17 protein-coding genes are annotated in these 19,923 nt (G+C 72.5%); 6 read left to right on the top strand and 11 right to left on the bottom strand.

Annotation, left to right across the window (positions count from 1 at the left end; translation table 11 throughout):
- The first annotated feature begins 946 nt into the window (after positions 1-946).
- Positions 947-1,477: a class II aldolase/adducin family protein gene (locus OG294_RS10830; protein WP_327066260.1), complete on the top strand. Its 531-nt coding sequence runs from the start codon at positions 947-949 to the stop codon at positions 1,475-1,477.
- Between the two features lie 33 nt (positions 1,478-1,510).
- Positions 1,511-2,308 carry an MgtC/SapB family protein gene (locus tag OG294_RS10835; protein WP_327071497.1) on the top strand — a complete coding sequence of 266 codons (798 nt, stop codon included), beginning with the start codon at positions 1,511-1,513 and terminating at the stop codon, positions 2,306-2,308.
- Between the two features lie 19 nt (positions 2,309-2,327).
- Here the strand turns inward: OG294_RS10835 and OG294_RS10840 are convergent, their stop codons facing one another.
- Positions 2,328-3,752 carry an amino acid permease gene (locus OG294_RS10840; protein WP_327066261.1) on the bottom strand — a complete coding sequence of 475 codons (1,425 nt, stop codon included), beginning with the start codon at positions 3,750-3,752 and terminating at the stop codon, positions 2,328-2,330.
- Positions 3,753-4,138: 386 nt separating this feature from the next.
- Here OG294_RS10840 and OG294_RS10845 point away from each other — a divergent pair, with 386 nt between their 5' ends.
- The gene (locus OG294_RS10845; protein WP_327066262.1) at positions 4,139-4,780 is read left to right on the top strand and encodes a hypothetical protein; all 642 of its coding nucleotides are present in this window, start codon (positions 4,139-4,141) and stop codon (positions 4,778-4,780) included.
- A 76-nt stretch (positions 4,781-4,856) separates the two neighbouring features.
- Here the strand turns inward: OG294_RS10845 and OG294_RS10850 are convergent, their stop codons facing one another.
- Positions 4,857-5,735 (bottom strand): LysR substrate-binding domain-containing protein, encoded by an 879-nt coding sequence (locus OG294_RS10850; protein WP_327066263.1) that lies wholly within the window; start codon positions 5,733-5,735, stop codon positions 4,857-4,859.
- Positions 5,736-5,861: 126 nt separating this feature from the next.
- Between OG294_RS10850 and OG294_RS10855 the strand changes: the two genes are divergently transcribed.
- Positions 5,862-6,932, top strand: coding sequence for a bile acid:sodium symporter family protein (locus OG294_RS10855; protein ID WP_327066264.1), 1,071 nt, complete (start codon positions 5,862-5,864; stop codon positions 6,930-6,932).
- 91 nt (positions 6,933-7,023) lie between these two features.
- Here OG294_RS10855 and OG294_RS10860 read toward each other — a convergent pair whose 3' ends face one another.
- Positions 7,024-7,599, bottom strand: a complete 576-nt coding sequence (locus OG294_RS10860) for a DUF5919 domain-containing protein (RefSeq protein WP_327066265.1) — start codon at positions 7,597-7,599, stop codon at positions 7,024-7,026.
- Positions 7,600-8,047: 448 nt separating this feature from the next.
- On the opposite strand from OG294_RS10860, the gene OG294_RS10865 reads away from it, so the two are divergent.
- Positions 8,048-9,346 (top strand): phenylacetate--CoA ligase family protein, encoded by a 1,299-nt coding sequence (locus OG294_RS10865; protein WP_327066266.1) that lies wholly within the window; start codon positions 8,048-8,050, stop codon positions 9,344-9,346.
- A 59-nt stretch (positions 9,347-9,405) separates the two neighbouring features.
- Here OG294_RS10865 and OG294_RS10870 read toward each other — a convergent pair whose 3' ends face one another.
- The 4 genes from OG294_RS10870 to OG294_RS10885 form a co-directional block, all read right to left on the bottom strand.
- Entirely contained in the window at positions 9,406-11,955 is a 2,550-nt protein-coding gene (locus tag OG294_RS10870) for an acyl-CoA reductase (RefSeq protein WP_327066267.1), read from the bottom strand.
- Positions 11,952-13,151: a LuxE/PaaK family acyltransferase gene (locus OG294_RS10875; RefSeq protein WP_327066268.1), complete on the bottom strand. Its 1,200-nt coding sequence runs from the start codon at positions 13,149-13,151 to the stop codon at positions 11,952-11,954. The genes OG294_RS10870 and OG294_RS10875 overlap by 4 nt, the downstream gene beginning before the upstream one ends.
- On the bottom strand, positions 13,148-14,260 hold the full coding sequence (locus OG294_RS10880; protein WP_327066269.1) for a GNAT family N-acetyltransferase: 1,113 nt from the start codon (positions 14,258-14,260) through the stop codon (positions 13,148-13,150). Before OG294_RS10880 ends, OG294_RS10875 begins: the two co-directional genes overlap by 4 nt.
- 622 nt (positions 14,261-14,882) lie before the next feature.
- Entirely contained in the window at positions 14,883-15,818 is a 936-nt protein-coding gene (locus OG294_RS10885; RefSeq protein ID WP_327066270.1) for a class I SAM-dependent methyltransferase, read from the bottom strand.
- Positions 15,819-15,921: 103 nt separating this feature from the next.
- Here OG294_RS10885 and OG294_RS10890 point away from each other — a divergent pair, with 103 nt between their 5' ends.
- Positions 15,922-16,488 carry a helix-turn-helix domain-containing protein gene (locus tag OG294_RS10890; RefSeq protein WP_327066271.1) on the top strand — a complete coding sequence of 189 codons (567 nt, stop codon included), beginning with the start codon at positions 15,922-15,924 and terminating at the stop codon, positions 16,486-16,488.
- Between the two features lie 30 nt (positions 16,489-16,518).
- Here the strand turns inward: OG294_RS10890 and OG294_RS10895 are convergent, their stop codons facing one another.
- The 4 genes from OG294_RS10895 to OG294_RS10910 all read right to left on the bottom strand — a co-directional run bounded on the left by OG294_RS10895 (position 16,519) and on the right by OG294_RS10910 (position 19,914).
- Positions 16,519-17,442, bottom strand: coding sequence for an oxygenase MpaB family protein (locus OG294_RS10895; RefSeq protein WP_327066272.1), 924 nt, complete (start codon positions 17,440-17,442; stop codon positions 16,519-16,521).
- 90 nt (positions 17,443-17,532) lie between these two features.
- The gene (gene tuf / locus OG294_RS10900; RefSeq protein ID WP_327066273.1) at positions 17,533-18,714 is read right to left on the bottom strand and encodes an elongation factor Tu; all 1,182 of its coding nucleotides are present in this window, start codon (positions 18,712-18,714) and stop codon (positions 17,533-17,535) included.
- Between the two features lie 99 nt (positions 18,715-18,813).
- Entirely contained in the window at positions 18,814-18,963 is a 150-nt protein-coding gene (locus OG294_RS10905; protein ID WP_327066274.1) for a hypothetical protein, read from the bottom strand.
- A gap of 66 nt (positions 18,964-19,029) precedes the next feature.
- A complete protein-coding gene (locus OG294_RS10910; RefSeq protein ID WP_327066275.1) occupies positions 19,030-19,914 on the bottom strand; it encodes a LysR family transcriptional regulator in 885 nt (294 codons plus the stop codon).
- Positions 19,915-19,923 lie beyond the last annotated feature (9 nt).

A 19,923-nucleotide genomic window follows, 5' to 3' on the forward strand; every position in this document is an offset into this window, starting at 1 on the left:
AACCCCGGCGCGGAGTGGGCCCGGCTGCCCACCGGTTCAGGAAGTCGTCTTGAAATGAGTCGGCTTGAACGTGCTGGCGGTCGATGTGGCGCCCGGCCACGAACCACCCGCCGCACCCGTCGGCGGCGCCGAAGCGCCTACCGGCTCCCCCGAACTACGCGGGCGCGGCTGGTTTCCCGGTCCGTGGCAGCGACACCAGAGACGGCTGTGATCCCCCTCAGGCATGGATGGCTGTACCTAGCGCGTCGCTGTACGTGACGACCACACTAGCCAGAGGCGCGACTAGTTGTGAAGCATCTTCCGGTTTCCGCGTCCGATTTTAAGCGTTACAACGCTCGGACTTGGGGTTTTTTGCGAAACTGACGGAACGGATGAGAAGGCTTAAAGTCACCTGACAGCCGAGTCGCAATGATCTTGGAGTGCGGCCAATGGAGCTGCTCAGAAGTACCCCTGACGGCACGCCAGCAGCGGGTTCGACTTCCGTCGACCCGGCCGCGCACAGCCGGGACCGCCCCGCATGGGAGGGGCGCGAAGCACCAAAGCCGCGCGCCCCCTTCGGTGACGGCCGCCCCCACGACTGTGAAGAGCATCACAGGACTGATGCCAGGTCAGAACCCTTGTACCGCTTACGCTGTGCACTCGCCAGGTACCGGCCAACCGCGCCCGGGGCCATCGGGGACGGCACATCCGCACCCGCCCGTCCACCCGCCCAGCGGCGCTCATGGCCACCGGCAGTCGCCATCGGCACATGCCGGCGGACGACCTCCGAAACCTCTCGGCCAAATGGCGGCCGTCAGTCGGCGGGGGAAAGCTGAACGTTTCTCTGGTAATCCTTAGGGCAACCGGCCGCGCCGGGCGCCCATATCCATGTTCGGCCGCACGGCGGTGTTGCGTGGATTCAGTGAACTCTCAGTATTCAGAGCATCCCTGACGGCGCAGTGGGTACTTGGTCACGAACGAGTCGGACGGTTCTTTCAGACAACTCGGCGACCGGTGCCCGACCAACTCGCCGGCCCGCGCCACGGCCGGCTCGTGCACGCACGCGCGCAGCCTTGCGGGCCCGTACCACGATCTCCAGGTCGGCCGGTGCCAGCACCGTCAACGGCTGCCACCGGGCCGCGAGCACGGACTGCCCCGGTACACCGCGACCGCGAACCTGGTCCGCTCCCCCGAGCTCGGCCGGGCACTGGCCCGCGACCTGGGGCCGGCCGCCGCCTGCCTGATGCCGCAGCACGGGCTGCTCGCGGTGGGCCGCGACGTGGCGCACGCGGTGATGTCCGCGATCCTGCTCGAACGGGCCTGCGCCGTCCAGCCCGCCGCCCGGGCCGCCGGGGAGCTGAAGCACTGGACCGGAGAGCGGGAGAGCCTGGAGAAGGCCGCCCTGGTCTGGTCCGACGGGCAGATCGAGGCCGGTTGGCAGTACTGGACGCGACGCGCAGGCGACGGCGCTGGTGGCGGAACCCGCCGAGGAGTATGACGGAGGCATGCGGAGTATGACGCGATGACAGCGATGACGGCCGGCGCGAGTGCGCTGCTCGGCGCCCCCGGGGTGAACGAGCCGTTCGGGCAGGGGTGGACGCAGTTCGCCGAACTCGGCATCGCCCTGCTGCTCTCCTGCGCGATCGGCCTGGAGCGGGAGATCCGGCAGAAGGCCGCGGGCCTGCGCACCTACACGGTGGTGGGGCTCGGCGCCGCGCTCTTCACCCTGATCAGCAAGTACGGCTTCACCGACGTGCTGCACTCCGGCCAGGTCGAGCTCGACCCCTCCCGGATGGCCGCGCAGATCGTCTCCGGTCTCGGCTTCATCGGCGCCGGGGTGATCTTCGTCCAGCGCGGCTCGGTGCGCGGGCTGACCACCGCGGCCACCATCTGGCTGACGGCGGCGGTGGGCAGTGCCGCCGCGGCCGGGCTGCCGGTGCTCGCGGTCGCCACCACCGCTGCCTACTTCGCGGTCTGCTACGGGCTGCGCCCGGTGACCCACCGGCTGGTGCGGCTGCGCACCCTGCCGACCGTCTTCCGGATCACCTACACCGGCGGCCAAGGCCTGCTGCGCTCGGTGCTCGACGAGTTCACCGGCTCGGGCTTCGCCGTCCTGGAGTTCGCCACCCTCGCCTCCGGCAGCGGGGACACCTCGTCCGCCGGGCTGCCCGGCAGCGAGCGTGCGGAGGACGAGGGCCCGGCCATCGGCCCGGTCGTGGAGGTCTCGGTGGCCGTCCAAGGGCGCGGCGATCTGGACGAGCTGACCGCGAACCTGGCCCGGATCCCGGGCGTGCTGTCCTGCAACCGCAGCAGCCCGGGGGACGAGTAGCCAGCCTCCTGGCGATCCGTCAGGAGGGCTGCTGGTCGCGCCGGCCCGCCATCCAGACGTAGATCAGGATCCCGGCGAAGAGGAAGAGCACGCCCTGGTAGACGGCCGCGTACCCGGCGCCGGCCAGCAGCCAGAGCGAGAAGGCGAACGCGCCCAGCCCCAGCGCCGCGTCCCGCAGCAGCCGGCCCGGCGCCACCTTGCCGTGCTCGCCGCGCACCAGCCAGTACAGCTGCGCCGCGGTGGAGAGCAGGTAGGGCACGGTGGCGGTGAAGGAGGTCACCAGCACCAGGATCTCGAAGGCGCCCTTGGCGCCCGAGGCGAAGTTGAGGACGGTCAGCAGCGAGGCCAGCCCGACGCTGATCAGCACGCCGAAGACCGGCACCCCGCGCCGCTCGACCGCGAAGACGGCCGGGAAGAGCCCGTCCCGCGCGGCGGCGTACGGCGCCTGCGCGGCCAGCAGGGTCCAGCCGTTGAGCGCGCCGGTCATCGACACCAGCGCGGCCACCGCGATCGCCACACCGCCCCAGGAGCCGCCGAACATCGCGTTGACGGCGTCCGAGAACGGCGCGGTGGAGTGGACCAACCGGCTGTGCGCGACGGTGCCGAAGACCGCGAGCGTGCCGAGCAGGTAGACCAGGGCCGCCCCGGCGGTGCCGAGCACGCTGGCCCGCCCGACGTTGCGCTCCGGGTCGCGGACCTGACCCGCACTCATCGCGGCCGACTCCACCCCCAGGTAGCTGAAGAGCAGGATCGCGGCAGCCGCCGTCATCCCGCCCAGCCAACCGCTGCCGGAGGCGTCGAACGGCCCCATCCTGGCCGGGTCGAAGAAGCCCAGGCCGCCGATCGCCACCAGCAGCAGCGGGATGAACTTCAGTACGGTGGAGACGACTTGGACCACGCCGACGTACTTGGTGCCGGCCAGGTTGGCCAGCGCGGGCAGCCACTGCAGGGTGAGCGCGGCACCGATGGTCAGCAGCGTGGAGTGCTGGATCGGCAGCAGCACGTCGAGGTAGCCGACCGCGGCCACCGCGAGCGCGGCGTTGCTCACCCAGGTGGTGATCCAGTACGACCAGGCGGACAGGAAGCCGGCGAAGTCGCCGAAGGCCTCGCGCGCGTAGACGTAGGGGCCGCCGGTGCGCGGGTTGCGCCGGGCCAGCTTGCCGAAGACCAGCGCGAGCGCGATGGCGCCCACCGTCAGCACGGCGAACGAGAGCAGACTCACCGTCCCGTACGGCGCGACCGCGGCCGGCAGCATGAAGATGCCGCCGCCGATGATGTTGCCCATCACCAGCGCGGTGGCGGTCGGCAGTCCGAACCGGCCACCCTTCGCCTGCTTCGGCCCCGACCCCGGCCCTGATCCTGGCCCCGACCCTGAGGTGTCGGGCGGGCCGTCGGACGGGCCGGGGAGCGTTGCCTGGCGGGGGACGGCCGGGCTGGTCTGCATGAGGGTGGTGCGCCTTTCCTGGTCCTGCTCGCGCTCGGTGGAGCGAACGCCAATCGTCGCTTAGCGGACACCTGCCACCAAATCAGTCGCTTTTGTTCTCCGTGCCTGGTCAGCGGCCGTAAGACTTGCGGCGAGCCGGGCCGCCGACCGGCACTCGTCCGGCGGACCCGGGGCGGCATCCGGTGCGCTGCCACAACGGCGCGTGAACGGCAGCCCAATGGCGAGAAATGGCCGAAACTTGTTCAACCATTGTGGCCCCCGGCCTTGTTACCGCCGAGTTCGGCGCCCATCCTGAAACCCGCTTGGCATGGCCCGCGAAACCCCCACCGACCGGGCCGGCCAAGCCCTCTGCTCCCCCACCCTTCGCCTGGGCAGGAGACCCCCACATGCGAATGCCGCCCCGCCTCTCGCGCGCCTCGGTCGTGCTCGCCGGTTCGCTGGCCGCCTTCGGACTGTTCGCCCCCATCGCCTCGGCCGCCGACACCCCGGTGAGCTTCGCCTGTCAGGCGACGCCGCCGATCGGCTCCGCGCAGACCTTCAACCTCGCCGCCGGCGTCAACGCCACCGCGCCCGCCTCGGTGGCCGCCGGCAGCCAGTTCACCGTCACACTGGCCCCCGACGCGCTGACCGTCCCCACCACCGTCAGCGGCTACAGCGTCCGGTCGATCAGCAACATCAAGCTCACCATCCCGGTTCCGGCCGGCGCCACGCTGGACGGCGAGTCGCTCTCGGGCGGCGCCGGGATCAACACGAGCACCGCGAGCGTGGCCGTCAACGGCGGAAACCTGGTGATCACGGTCACCGGCTCGGTCGCCGGCGGCAGCACCTTCACGCTGCCCGCGCTGACCCTGACCCTGACGGCCGGCGCCTCCGGCAGCACCGTCCGGACCGCCCTGGGCGGCACCAGCTACTCCGACGCCGGGCTGACCTTCTCGGCGACCATCCCGGTCGCCTTCTTCACGGTGAACGTGCCGACCGCCTGCTACCCCGCGACGGCCTCGGTGCTCAGCTCGACCACCGTGAGCTGACGCTCCCGGCACCCCTCGGCGGGCGGCGCCACGGCCTCACGGCGCCGTCCGCTCCCGTGTGCACGACCTCACGACCTCACGGCGCCGTCCGCTCCGGTGCGCGCTGCAGGCGGAACGCGTCCGCGAGGACGGCCCGCGCCAGCACCCGGGCGGGCCCGCGCGCCGTGGTGCGTCCCGTGGTGAGCGCGAACTCGGTGCTGCCGAGGTCCGGCAGGCCCACCTGGTCGGACAGCACCCGCAGGCCCGGCGGCACCAGGCTCCGGGCGTGCGGCACCACCCCGAGCCCCGCCAGCGCGGCGGCCCGCACCCCGGAGAGGCTGGTGCTGGTGCAGGCGATCCGCCAGGGCCGCCCCTCGCGCTCGCAGACCTCCAGCGCGCGGGCCCGGGTGAAGCTGGGCGGCGGGTAGACGATCAGCGGCAGCGGCTCGCCCGGGTCCGTCCGGACGTCCTCGGCCCCGATCCACACCAGCTTGTCCTGCCAGACCAGCTGCCCCTGCGCACCGCCACCCGGCGGGCGCTTGCCGAGCACCAAGTCCAGCCGTCCGTCCGCCAGTTGCTCGTAGAGCACGGCGCTGAGACCGACGGTGAGCTCCAGGTCGACCTGGGGGTTGCTGCGCCGGAACCCGCGCAGGATCTGCGGCAGCTCGGTGTAGACGAAATCCTCCGACGCCCCGAACCGCACCCGCCCGCGCACCTGCGTCTGCGCGAAGTAGCCGAGTGCCTGCTCGTGCGCCTCCAGGATCGTGCGGGCGAAGCCGAGCATGGCCTCGCCCTCGCTGGTCAGCTGCACGGAGTGGGTGTCGCGCAGGAAGAGCCGCCGGTTGGCGGCCTCCTCCAGCCGCCGCACGTGCTGGCTGACGGTCGACTGCCGCAGCCCCAGCCGCTGGGCGGCCCGGGTGAAGCCGCCGCTCTGGGCCACGGCGAGGAAGGACCTCAGCTGGACGGGATCGAACACACAACCCATCCTATCTGCTGATATCACGATTCATGATGACAGTGAGCGCGGCCAGCGGGATTCACAATCACCCGGCCGGACGGCAGGCTGGGATCATCCCTGCCCGAACCGTTCCCGCGGAGAACCATGCCTCGCGCCGACCGCCCCTTCCGCTCCCGCATACCCGGGCGCCTGCCGCGGGTCGACCCCTTCATCGCCTCCCTGCTGGCCACCGTCGCGCTGGCCGCCCTGCTCCCCGCCCGCGGCGCCGCCGCACCCCTCGCCTCCGGCGCCGCCACCGGCGCGGTCGCCGTGCTCTTCTTCCTCTACGGCGCCCGGCTCTCCGCCAAGGAGGCCTGGGACGGTCTCAAGCAGTGGCGGCTGCACGGCACCGTGCTCACCGTGACTTTCGGCCTCTTCCCGCTGCTCGGGGTCGCCGCCCACCTGCTGGTACCGGGGCTGCTCTCCCCCCAGCTCTACCAGGGCCTGCTCTTCCTGACCCTGCTGCCCTCCACCGTGCAGTCCTCGATCGCCTTCACCTCCATCGCCCGCGGCAACACGGCCGCAGCCGTGTGCAGCGCCACCTTCTCCAGCCTCTTCGGCATCGTCCTCACCCCGCTGCTCGCCGCCTTCCTGCTGCACACCAAGGGCGGCATCTCCCCCGGCAGCGTCCTGCAGATCGCCGAACAGCTCCTGCTCCCCTTCGCCGCCGGCCAGCTCCTGCGCCGCCGGCTCACCGCCTGGATGGCCCGCCACCGCGCCGTCCTCGGCCTGGTCGACCGCGGCTCGATCCTGCTCGTCGTCTACAGCGCCTTCAGCGCCGCCGTGGTCGGCGGCATCTGGGGCACCCTCTCGCTGCCCCGGCTGGCGGCCCTGCTCCTGGTAGAGGCCGCCCTGCTGGCGCTCGTCCTGACCACCACCCTGCTGGCCGGCCGCCGCCTCGGCTTCGACCGGGCCGACCTGATCGCGATCGTCTTCTGCGGCTCCAAGAAGAGCCTGGCCAGCGGCGTACCGATGGCCACCGTCCTCTTCCCGGGCCCCGCAGCGGGGTTGATGGTGCTGCCCCTGATGCTCTTCCACCAGCTCCAACTGATGGTCTGCGCCGTCCTCGCCCGCCGCTGGGGCGCGCAGTCGCAGGCGGTCGAGGCAGCGGCGACGGCACCGGGCCGCGGCACCGCACCGGACCGGCGCCGGACGAGCCCGAGCTCGGTCCGCTGACGCCGTCGCGAGGTCGATCCCGGCGAAGGACCCGTCGGCGACGGCCCGCGTCCGCGGCAGGCCGCCTCCACCCAGTGACACTACGGGTCAGCTACACCGGCACGCCACGCCCCCACAACTCCTGCGCGTGCTCGGCGAAGCGGTCGAAGAGTCCGCCCTCCTCGCAGCGCCGCAGGTGCATCATCGGCGAGTCGTGCCCGACGACGCGCGCGAGGTGCGGCGTCACCAACGCGTGCTGGTCGAAACGGAACACGGACAGGCCCACATGGTTCGGCCCGTCCTCGGGCGCACTGAACCGGGCCTCGACTCCGTCGACCTCGGCGAGCTTGGCGAGGTTCTCCAGGGTGATCCGGATCCGGGTGGAGACGGTGAGGGCGACGTCTTCGAGCTGCTCACGCTGCCGGGTCGTCCCGGACGCGGGATCGCCGAGCAGGAACCGGACCCGGCAGCCGCCCTCCGCCTTGCGCCGCAGCGTCTGGTGCAGCGCCGGCTGCTCCAGCCAGACGAAGTAGTTGGTGTATCCGGCCAGGAGGATCTCGGACGTGGCATCGGAGATGAGCTGAGCCCAGACCGAAGTCGGGCAGGCCGAGCGGTAGGGGTAGACGGCGAACACCTCCCGGTCATGCCCGGTCTTGACGTTCGCCCGGACGGAGTCCGGCCAGATCATCCGTTCATCAACTCCTAGCGCGGTACAGACATCGGTGCGATTCCGCTGGTGCGGCACGAGAGCCGCGTCGGACAACCAGCGTTCCACGGTCTTGGGCGTCACGCCGACCCGGGTGGCGAGCTGCCGAACGCTGAACTCGGCGCCTGACATAGCGTCCCGCAGCGCTTTGTTCAAGGTGCATCCCTTGGACGTTCGGGCTTTCTCGGACGGTACCGCCGGAGCAGCCGCGCTGTCTCGGATATGGGGATGAGGTCGTCCACAAGGAAGCGCGTCAAGCGCGCCGCGTTGCTTCGGGCGGTCCGGGAGGTGAACGAAGCGGGGCGGCAGATCGGGCATGCCCCATGACCCGACGGTGCGTCAGACCCGGTTGATCGCACGACCATCGCTCCTCCTAAGGTGGATCACCGGAGGGCCACCGTCCTCTCACCACTCGGCGGAAGTGACACCCATGACTGACGCTCGGCCCAGCGACCCCGCGGACCTCATAGCCTTCGCCCGCGCGCACTCGCCCTTCTACCGCGACCTCTATGCGCACCTGCCCGCGGACGTCGCCGATCTCCGCTCCCTCCCGCTCATCGACCACACCGCGTTCTGGGAGGCCCACACGGTCGCGGACAGCAAGCTGCTGACCGGGCCGCACACCGACGGGATCGTGTTCAAGACCGGTGGCACCACCGGGATGCCGCGGATCTCGTTCTACACGCGGCCCGAGTGGCGGGCGATGGCCGGGCGGTTCAGTGCCGGGCTGACGGCCGCCGGGGTGGAGCCCGGGGACCGGGTGGCGAATCTGTTCTACGCCGGGGAGCTGTACTCCAGCTTCGTCTTCACCCTCAACCTGTTCCAGGAGGCGCCGGTCGCAACCGTGCAGCTGCCGATCGGCGGGGCGGCCACGCCCGAGCAGGTGGTGGCGACGATGCGGGACTTCTCCGCCACCGTGATCGCCGCGCTGCCGACCTCGCTCTCCCGGCTGGCGCGCGAGGTGGTGGACACGGTGGGCAGCATGCCGCTGATCCGGCTCGCGCTGTTCAGCGGCGAGGCGTTCCATGACGACCAACTCCCGCTGATCAAGCAGGCGTTCCCCCATATCACGGTCCGTTCCATCGGCTATGCGAGCGTGGACGCCGGGGTGCTGGCGGCACCCGTCGCCGGGGAGTTCGACAACCGGGTGCACCAAGTGCTCACCCCCGAGAAGGTGGTGGAGCTGCTGGATCCGGTGACCGGTGAGCCGATCGAGGAGCCGGGGCGGGCGGGCCGGGTGGTGGCCACCGACCTGGTGCGGCGGCTGACGCCGATGATCCGCTACCCGGTGGGCGACCTGGCCGAGTGGGTGGACTTTCCCAGCCGCACCCTCCGCCTGCTGGGGCGGGCCGAGGAGGGAGCCCGGGTCGGGCCGGTGAGCATCTTCCTGGAGGACCTGCGGGCGCTGGTGACCGACACCGATGCCGAGGGCCGGATCGGCGGCCTCCAGGTGGTGGTGCGCCACTTCGACGGGCGCGACCAGATGACCCTGCGCCTGGCCGACAGCACCCCGCAGGCCACCGGACGGGACACGCTGGAGGCCGCCATCATCGAGCAACTGGACGTGCGCAGGCCGCTCTTCACCGACCAGGTGGCGCGCGGGGCGATCCACCCGGTGGCCGTGGAGTGGGTCGGCCCGACCGGCCTGACCGTCAACCCGCGCAGCGGCAAGGCGATCCGGCTGCTGGACGAGCGGCTGGACGAGCGGCTGAACAAGCGGCTGGGCTGAGCGCGGGCAAGGGCGTCGGGGGTGACGGCAACCGCCGTCACCCCCGACGCGCGAGGAGGTCAGCCGACCCGCAGGTCGACCACCTCACGGAGCTTTCCGCTCGACTCGGTGCGGGCCAAGGCGGCCGCCGGCGCCGCCTTGACGTGCAGCTCGACCACGCGGTCGTGGACGACGTCGACCGCGAGTTGCGGGTACTCCGCCAGGAAGGCCTCGGCCAGCCGCGCGGCGTCGCGGCCACCGGCGTCGAAGTCGCCCAGCAGGACGGTCAGCGCGGTGCCGGCCGACCCGGCGCCCTCCTCCACCACCACCTGGACCGCGCCCACGTGGTCCAGGGCCTCCTCCGCGATCGCCACGAAGCGGCGGTAGTTGAGGAAGTGCCCGCCGGCCCGGAAGGTGTCGCCGAAGCGGCCGAGCAGTTCGAAGCGCGGGGTGCGCCGCCCGCAGGGGCAGTCGCCCTCGATCCAGCGGCCGAGGTCGCCGACCTCGTAGCGGTCCAGCCGCTGGCCGCGCCGGGTGTGCGCGGTGAAGACCAGGCGCCCGGCCTCACCGGGGGCCGCCGGGCGGTCCTCGGTGCGGTCCAGGATCTCCAGCGTCTGCACGCCGCTGAACAGGTGGTGCACCCGGTCGCCGGCCTGCGCGCACTGGTAGCCGAGCGGTCCGGCGTCCACGCTGCCGTAGGCCGCCGAGCGGATCAGCTCGACACCGAACTCCTCGCGCAGCCAGTCCTGTTGGCCCTTCGAGAAGTGCTCGCCGCCGAAGAAGACCTTCCGCACACCCCGATAGGCGCGCAGCGCGTCCGCCCCTTCGGTGAAGACCCGCAGCAGGTAGTTCGGCATGCCGAACAGGGTGTCCACCCGGTGCTCGACGATCGCATCGGCCACCATCGCATGGTCCGGCTGGGCGACCATCGGGAACTGCACGGCCTGCAGGGTCTCCAGCACCGAGTAGAAGCTGAGGAACCCGCCCGCCAGCTGCCCGTTGAAGAAGAGGTTCATCGAGCGGTCGGTGCGCGGGTCGAAGCCCGCCGCCAGCAGGCCCTCGGCGCCCGAGCGCATGTGCTCGTGGTAGTCGTCCCAGGCGAAGGCGGAGAGCTTGGGAGCCCCCGAGCTGCCGCCGCTGCGGAAGAAGACCTCGGCCCGCCGGCCGTCGCCCTGCAGCCGCTCGAACTCGCTCTTCACCGTCACCGGCACCTGCGGCAACGGCAGTTCACGCACGCCCACCAGGTCGTCCAGGCAGGCGTCCGAGCCGAAGCGCCCGTCCAGCTGGACGTCCACCCGGCGGCTGTAGCGCTGCAGCGCGTAGACGCCGTCGTGCGGCTCGCCGTTGTAGCTGTCGAGCATGCCGCCGGGGACGGTGACCCGCTGGGCGCCGGCGGTCAGCACCAGGCCGGCCAGCACGGCGGTGTCGGCCCGGCCGGCACCGAGTCCCACCGTCTGCAGGTAGCGGCGCATCGGGCGCAGCACCTCCACGATCCGGGTGCGCGGCAGCGGCTTGACCCAGACGGTGCGGTGCAGCGGGGAGGCGCGCAGCGCGCTGCGCAGGTCGGCCAGCACGTGCCAGTTGCCGTCGGGGTCGGCGTGCACCCGGGTCAGGCCCAGGTGCTCCTCCAGGCCGGTCACCAGCACGGTGTTGCTGATCTCGGCGCTCTCCAGCGGATCGCGCTCGCGCACGGTCAACTCGCCCACCGCCTCGGCCAGGACGGCGGCGAAGCGCTCGGCGAAGGCGAGCACCTGCGCCTCGTCCTCGGTGTCCAGGTAGACCAACTGCGGGCTGGAGCAGGCCTGCTGGTCGAGCCGGCAGATGTCGGCGGCGATGCCGCGCAGCGTGGCCGGGTCCGCCCAGCGCTCCTCGGTAAGGTAGGCGAAGGAGAGCTTCGGGCCCCAGTCGACCAGTCGGCAGCCGGCCGGCACCAGCTTGCCCACCCCGGCCAGCGCCTCCTCGCCGCCCCAGGCGGCCACCGCGTCGGCGCAGGCGCAGAGCCGGGCCAGCCAGTCGGTGCGGCTGGAGGGGAAGGCCAGCACGATCACCCGGCGGGCGATCGCGCCGCTCGGGTCGAGCGCCGCGAGCTGTGCCAGCAGCTGCTGGGTGAAGCGTGAATCGCCGCTGGTCTTGGCCGCGTTGATGTTCCCGGCGAGCAGGCCCTCGATCACGCTGAGCGCGCCGGCGGCGGGCGCGTTGCCCGGCGTGACGTGCACCAGCAGGCCGACCGGCAGCCAGCCCTCGAAGATCTCCCGGCGGAAGTCGAAGCGGGCCAGCCGGCCCGGGTCGGTGCCGCCGAGCTCGCGCATCAGCTTGGTCTCCAGCGCCTCCCGGTCGAGTGCGCCGGCGACGTCGCCCAGGGTGCGGACCACCTCGGCCGCGTCGACCCCGGCGCCGGCCAACTCCTCGGCCAGCAACTTGGTCTGTGCGCTCGCGGGGTCGCGCAGCGCGGTGGCGAGCAGGTCGCAGGCGGCCAGCACGGTCAGCGGGCTGAGCCGGGGCTCGGCGAGCACCGAGCGGACGTGGGCCTCCAGCTCCTCCAGCCGTCGCCCGGCCTCGGCGTCGTCGAGGAACTCGCCCTGCCAGTAGTGCGGTCGGTCCTCGCAAGAGGTGTGCGGTGCGGTGGTCACGAGTTCCCCTTGAGCAGTTCGGCGGCGGCGATGGCGCAGCTGCGGTTCCGGCTGAGCGCGGCCCGCCCGTGCACGGTGAACCAGGGTGTGGGCAGGCCACAGCCGCACTCCTCGGGGGCGTGCTGCGAGACCATGTCGGCCATCAGGACCGACTGTGCGGGCACCGAGGTGATGTAGGGCGAGATGAACTGGGCGTAGCCGCGCTGCCCGTGGCCCAGCGGCTGCAGGGTGCGCACGTCGCGCACCAGCATCCGCGACCAGGTGGGCACGTGCAGGTGGTGGTTGGCGCACTCCATGTAGAGCACCGAGTGCTCGACCGCGCCGAAGCCGTCCCTGATCCGCTCGTCCGGGATGCCCAACTGCTCGTGGATGCGCCGGTACAGCTCCGGCTTGGTGACCTGCTTGTCGGCGTTGCCCTTCCAGCCGCCGCCGAAGACCACCAGCGAGCGCGGGTCCAAGGTGATCGGCGGCAGGCCGAGTTCGCGCATCCGGTCCAGGGTGAAGGAGAGGAAGGCAGGGAACCCGAGGATGCGCACCGGGGCGCCCTCCTCGGCGAACCGCAGCAGCGCCCGCACGCAGCCGAACGGGTCGAACTCGTGGCCGCTGCCGGTGTGCTTGAGCGCGTACTCGGCCGAGCGGACCGGCGCGAAGTGGGCCAGGTACTCGTCGGTGAACGAGGTTCCCAGGTTCAGCCCGGGGCGCGGCTGGTAGTTGGAGAGCAGGTAGTTGACCGGCTCGTCCGATCCCAGCCAGCCGTAGGAGTCGAAGATCCGGGCGACGATCCGCTGCCCGTTGCGCAGCGTCCAGTCGTCGAAGAACATCTGCGACTTCTGCCCGGTGGTGCCCGAGGAGGTCAGGTGGATCCTGACGTCGTCCTCGGGTATCGACACCACCTCGTGCGCCTTGAAGAAGTTGGCGTGCACGAAGGGCGGTCGGGCCAGGTCGGCGGCCGACTTCAGCGGCTGGTCGGCAGCCGCGCTGGACGCCCACAGTCTGCCGAAGAACGGCGAGCGGGCGGCGTGCCAGGCGTTCGACTCGTTCATCGCCTGGGCGAACAGCTCGTCGAGCTCGGGGCCGGCCAGGTAGGGCTCGGCGACGTCGAAGAGCTGCTGGACGTGCCCGAGCGCGGACGGGTCCGGGACCTGGACCGGTTCGAGGTAGCGGCTCGCCAGGTCCACCGGGATGGTCGTACTCACTGGAACACCTCGTGCGTGTTGAGGTACTGCTGCTTCCACAGCTCGATGTACTGCTCGGTGAACGGCTGGAAGGCCGCGTCGATGGACAGGCCGCGGAAGTCGAGCGGCTGCAGGCTGCGGGTCATCACCACGTAGTCGCGGAACCCCTCGCCCTGGCGGCGCATCGCCGGATAGGCGGCGGCCGGCAGGAAGCCGTACGCGAGCAGCAGCCGCAGGTCCTGGTAACGGTCCAGCGGCAGCAGCGCCTCGATGTGCGAGGCGCCGCCCTCGGCCAGCCGGGCGATCAGGGTCTCGAAGACCGGGGCGAGCGTGGCCAGGTCGCCGCCGGCGGTGCCGATCAGCGCGCAGTAGCCGTCCGAGCGGTTCAGCTGGGCGTAGACCTCGTGGGCGCCGTCCGCGGAGGAGAGCATGACGTTCGGGGTGTGGAAGGGGTAGAAGCGCTGTTCCGGGTCGGGCATCACCTCGGTGGTGCGCCGGGCCACGAACTGCGGCGCGTCGACGAACTCCATCTCGACGCCGACGGAACGGCGTTGGCGCCGCGGCAGCGGCTCGTCGTCGATCGCGGGCAGCGGCTGCTCGGACAGGCCGACCGCCTGGTGCAGCGCCCGGACCAGGTCGGCCAGCCCTGCCGGCACCCGTTCCACCGGCAGGCGCCGCTCCAGCACGCCCGGACGGTGCTTGGCGAGCAGCACCATGGTCTCGTGCTCGTCCGCCTTGCGCAGGTTGGGGAAGATGCCCAGCGCGCGGAACCCGGCGCCCAGGCAGACGCGTTGCGGCGCGGTGGAGTTGGTGCGCGCGGTGGCGTAGACCGAGTCGGCGGGCTGCCGGGTGCCGTCGCCGGTCAGCAGGGCGTCGGCGAGCTGGCGCACTGCCTGGTGCGCCAGTCCGGTGCCGCGGGCGTCGGGGTGGATCACCAGGCCCTGGAGCTTGCCGAGCCGCTCACCGGGGTCGAGGGTGCCGATGATGGTCCCGACGATCCGGCCGGTGTCCGGCTCCCGGGCGGCCAGCCAGGTGGTGTTCGGGGCCGCGATCTCCCGTGCCATCACGGCGGGATCGGTGCCGATCGGCAGCGCGTACCCGCTGCCGTAGACGTGTCGATAGAGCGCCAACAGTCCGTTGATATCGCTCTGCCGAACGGCAGAGAACTGCTGCGTCAAAATACCTCCCCAGTCTTGCCCGCGCACCGGCGGATCGCGTCGGCGCGTCAGGATGGGCAGTCCTCGCGTTCGAATGCGCAGCCCTGGTGGGGTGGGTCGCATGCGGAAGTCCGCATAGGGCGGCTTACCGTGCCGCAATTCCGCCGGAGTGGGGTGCCCGGCGGCCTGCCGGCCGAAAGGAGGAGACGGCCGCGGTGTCACGCGACCGACCTCCTCACTCTAGCTCGCAGCAACCGAAGTTGACCATGCGTCAGTTGGCTGACCTGGCCGGATGGACATCGAGTGCGACTGAGATCACAGGATGTCCACGGTCCACCGGGCCGGCCGGTGACATTCCGGCCGGAGTTGCGCCACTTTTCGGACAACGAGCTGCTGATCCACCGTAGTTGAGCGGTGGTCGCACTTTTTGCCACTGTGGCAAGGGACGGCACACGACGTTCCCGTGAACTCCGCGGAAAGCGGGCGGGGGCCAACGGGAAAGCGGTGGACCCCCGGGAAATATGTGCCCGGGGGTCCGTCGGTGGATTGGCTGCCAATTGGCATGTCCAGAGGGGGAATACGCGTCCCGCGATGGTCAGGCTCCGGTGCGCCGGCCGAAGTGGACGGTCTTCGCGAGCAGCAGGTAGGCGTCGGCCCGCTGGTCGATGCCGGCCGGGTCGGCGGGGTCGAGCAGGCGGTCCAGGGTCGCCAGGTCCTCGGCGTCCAGCTGGTCGCCGAGGGTCTGCCGGCTGCGCTCCAGGTTGCCGCGCAGCCACTGCCGCGGCCCTTCGGCGAGCGGGGCGGGGTGTTCGACCAGGAAGGTACGGTTGCGCACCTCGGTGAGGCCCGCGGCACGCAGCATCCCGGGCCAGTCCTCCACCACGGCGACCGAGCCCGGCAGTTCGGCACGCATCCGGGCGAACCGCTCGACCATCGCCGCATCCAGCCGGGCGAACAGGTCGGGGCGCCCGAAGCCGAGGTCACGGGGCAGGCCGCGGGTCGGCAGGCCGCCCTCGACGACGGCCAGCACGCCACCGGGCGCCAGCAGCCCGGCCAGCGCCTCCAGGGCGCCCTGCTGATCGCCGACGTGGTGCACCACCTGGCCGGACCAGATGAGGTCCGCCGCGCCCGGCTCGGCCAGGTCGGCCAGCCCTGCGGGGAACTCGGCCCGGCGGGTGCGCAGCTTCACCCCGAGCCGCGCGGCCCGCTGCTCGGCGCGGGCCAGCAGCTGCTCGCTGCCGTCCACGGCGGTGACCTCGGCCGCCGGGAAGGCCGCCGCCAGTCGGCAGGCGGCGACGCCGGGGCCGCTGCCGATGTCCAGGATCCGGCCCGGCCGCCGGTCGCCACGCACCGTCAGCCGCTGCAACTCGGCGATGGCCTGCTGCACGTACGGGCCGTGTGCCTCGCCCTCCAGCACCAGCAGGTCGGCCATCGCGTCCCAGTCGAAGTCGTCGTCGTGCGGGTGACCGTGGCCGTGGCCACCGCCCTGGCTGTGGCCCTGGTCGTGGCCGTGCTTGTGGTCGCGGTTCATCGTGCTACCTCCGTCGGCATGCGGATCTGCCTCGACAGTGCACCCGGCCCGGACCTGGCCGCAAACGTTGTTGCTGATTCGGCAATCGTGTCCAATGGAGGGCATGGAAGACATCCTCGCCGCCGTCGGGCCACGGCTCAAGCGCATCCGCCTCCAGCGGGACTGCACACTGGCCGCGCTCTCGCAGACCACCGGGATCTCGGTCAGCACCCTGTCCCGGCTGGAGACCGGGCAGCGCAAACCCACCCTGGAGCTGCTGCTGCCGATCGCCCAGGCCCACCAGGTCCCGCTGGACGAGCTGGTCGGCGCTCCGCCGGTGGGCGACCCCCGGGTGCGGCTCAAGCCGGTCAAGCACGGGGACACCACCGTGCTGCCGCTGAGCCAGCACCCGGGCGGGCTGCAGGCCTTCAAGATGATCATCAACACCGACCGCAACGCCCCCGAGCTGCGGACCCACGAGGGCTACGAGTGGCTCTACGTGCTCGGCGGCACGCTGCGCCTGGTGCTGGCGGAGCACGATCTGCTGCTCAGGACCGGCGAGGCGGCCGAGTTCGACACCCGGGTCCCGCACTGGTTCGGCAGCACGGGCGACGGGCCGGTGGAGGTGCTCAGCCTGTTCGGCCCGCAGGGCGAGCGGATGCACGTCCGTGCCCGGCCGCGCGGCAAGTGAGCGGCCACCGGGGTGCGCGGGGCAGGGCCGCTACGCCCCCACGCCCACCCGTCGCCGCACCGCGCGCTGGATCTCGGACGGCCCGCAGACCCACACCAGCGTCCGGCTGATCCCCCGCGCGATCGGCCGGTCCACCCCCAGCCGCACCACCGCCGGCCGGCGCACCCCGAGCTCCGCCCTGGCCCACCCGGGCAGCAGGCCGACCGCCCCGTTCATCACCAGCCTGGTGGCGGCCCGCTCGCGCGGACTGCGCCCGAACCCGCGCAGGAACCGCAGGCAGTCCAGCGCCGCGGGAGTGGCCCGCAACTGCGGACGGACGGCGGCGAAGTACCGCGCCACCTCGGCCCGCGAACCCGGCACCCCGACCGCGCCCAGCCGCTCGGCCACCAGCGCGGCGTCCGCGTAGTAGGCGTCGCACTCGGCGGGCGTCAGGGGGGTGGCGGCGAGCGCCTGGTAGCCGGCCAGGAAGCAGCGCACCTCGGCGGTGTGCACCCAGGTGAGCAGCTCGGGATCGTCCGCGCGGTAGGGCCGGCCGTCCGGCGCGGTGCCGCGGATCCGGGGGTGGATCCGGCGCACCGCCGCGATCGCCTGCTCGGCGGCGGCCGTCGAGCCGAAGGTCGTGGTGGTGACGAACCGCGCCGTCCGGTTGAGCCGGCCGGCCGGGTCCGCCCGGAAATCGGAGTGCGCGTCCACGGCGGCCATCGCCAGCGGGTGCAGCGACTGGAGCAGCAGCGCGGCGAACCCGCCGGTGAGCATCCCCGCCGGGTGCCCGTGCACCCGCCAGGTCATGCTCGCGGGGCCGAACAGACCCGGGTCGCCGGGCGGCCCCTCGTACCGCTCCAGGTGCAGGTCCTGGCCGTGCACCGTCGCGTTCACCTCGGCCAGCAGCCGCGCCCGCAGCGCCTCGAACGGCGCCGCGAGCGCGGCCGGTTGGAACGGCGGCACGGTCGTCATGCCACCCATCATGCTCCCCCGCCCCACCCTCCGGACAGGCCGGGGCCGGGGCCGGGGCGGGCCGGGGCCGGGCCGGGGCTTGGGCGCTCCCTAGTCGAGCACGGTCAGCACCGCCCCCGCGGCCACCGTCCGCCCGCCCTCGCGGACCGCGAAGCCGAGGCCGGGCTCGACCGGGACCGGCTGGCCGAGGGTCACCGTCAGCTCGACGGTCTCCCCCGGCTGCACCGGGCCGTGGCCCTCGGGCAGCTCGACGTCGCCGACCACGTCACCGGTGCGCAGGTAGAACTGCGGCCGGTAGCCGCTGCTGATCGGGGTGCGGCGACCGCCCTCGGCGGTGGAGAGCAGGTGCACGCGGGCGGTGAACCGGGTGTGCACCGAGGCTCCGCCCACCGCCACCACCACTTGGCCGCGGCGGACCTGCCCGCGCTGCACCCCGCGCAGCAGCAGCGCGACGTTGTCGCCCGCCTCGGCGGACTCCATCGTGCGCCCGAAGGTCTCCACGCCGGTGACGGTGGAGACCAGCTCCGAGCCGTAGCCGAGCACCTCCACCCGGTCGCCCAGCCGGACCCGGCCGCGCTCGACGGCGCCGGTGACCACGGTGCCGCGCCCGGTGATGGTGAGCACGTTCTCCACCGGCAGCAGGAACGGCGCCTCGGTGTAGCGCACCGGGGTGGGGACGTAGGTGTCCACCGCGTCCAGCAGCTCCAGCAGCGCCACCGACCAGAACGGGTCGCCCTCCAGCGCGCGCAGTCCGGAGACCCGCACCACCGGCAGCCCGGCGCCGTCGTAGCCGTGGGCGCTCAGCAGCTCGCGGACCTCCAGCTCGACCAGTTCGAGCAGCTCGGGGTCGCCGGCGTCGGCCTTGTTCAGCGCGACGACGACGTGCTCCACGCCGACCTGACGGGCCAGCAGCACGTGCTCGGCGGTCTGCGGCATCACGCCGTCCTGCGCCGAGACGACCAGGATCGCGCCGTCCAGCTGGGCGGCGCCGGTGATCATGTTCTTCACGAAGTCGGCGTGTCCGGGCATGTCCACGTGGGCGTAGTGCCGGGTCGCCGTCTCGTACTCCACGTGCGAGATGTTGATGGTGATGCCGCGGGCGGCCTCCTCCGGGGCGCGGTCGATCCGGTCGAACGGCACGAAGGTGCTGCCGCCGCGCTCGGCGAGGACCTTGGTGATGGCGGCGGTGAGGGTGGTCTTGCCGTGGTCGACGTGACCCATGGTGCCGATGTTGAGGTGCGGCTTGGTGCGCACGAAGGCCTGCTTGGCCATGGCGGGGATCTTCTCCTGGAGTCGTCCTGAAACATGGGACGGGACCTCTGCGACGGGCCGACCTTCCCCGTCCGAGGTCCCGGGACGTCCCGGGGAAGGTCAGCTTCGGGCGCCGCCGAATGCGGTCGCGCCGTCGACTGCTGCTGCGCCGGCGAGAGCGGCGTCAGCGGCGGTTGCGACTGCCAGGGCCAGGGCAGCGGCCATCGCGCCCGCGGCTGCGGGGAACTCGGCGATGGCGTGCTGGAACATGCGAACCATCCTGCTCCTGCGACGGATCGGCACGCCACTGAATTTCCGCGCGCCCGGCGGGATCCGTCAGCGCAGCCCCAGCTCCCGCCGGGCGCGGGCGACCAGGGCGCGCCCCGCCGGGCTGTCGGGCCCGCCCGAGCGCCAGGCGAAGACCAGGCGCCCGCGCAACGCCGGGCGGTCGATGGCGATCACCCGCAGCTGCTCCGCGCGTGCCTCGGCGAAGGCACCGGGCAGGATCGCCGCGCCCAGGCCGCGGGCGGCGAGCTGGGCGAGCACCTCGGGGTAGCTGGCCTCGAAGGCGATCTTCGGGGCGAAGCCGGCGGCGGCACAGGCCTCGTCCAGCCGGGTGCGCAGCCCGGTGCCGCGCGGCAGGCTGATCAGCGGGCGGCCGCGCAGGGTGTCCAGCGAGATGACGGGGTGCACGGCGAGTTCGTGGTCGTGGCTCACGGCGGCCACCAGGGACTGGTCGTCCACCACCAGGCACTCCAGGTCCGGCGGCGTCTCGCTGCCCAGGCTGACGATCGCCGCGTCCAGCCGCCCGGTCCGCAGGCCCGCGAGCAGCTGGTCGGTGTTGGCCTCCATCAGGGTGATCTCGACCTCCGGGTGCGCCTGGTGGAAGCTCGCCAGCAGGCCGGGCAGGTCGACGTTGTGCGAGGTCACGGTGCCGACCGAGAGGTGGCCGCGGACCAGCCCGGCCAGCTCGTCGACGGCCGAGCGGGCACCGGCCACGGCCGCGAGCGCCGCCCGGGCGTAGGGCAGCACGGCCTCGCCCACCGCGGTCGGCCGCACCTCGCGCCCGGAGCGGTCCAGCAGCTCCTCGCCCAACTCGCGCTCCAGCTTGCGGATCTGCGCGCTGACCCCGGGCTGCGCCACGTGCAGCCGCTCGGCGGCCCTGGTGAAGTTCCGCTCTTCGGCCACCGTGACGAGGTACTCCAGCTGGCGCAGTTCCATAACCGTTGA

Source organism: Kitasatospora sp. NBC_01302 (genome assembly GCF_035976515.1).
GTDB lineage: Bacteria > Actinomycetota > Actinomycetes > Streptomycetales > Streptomycetaceae > Kitasatospora.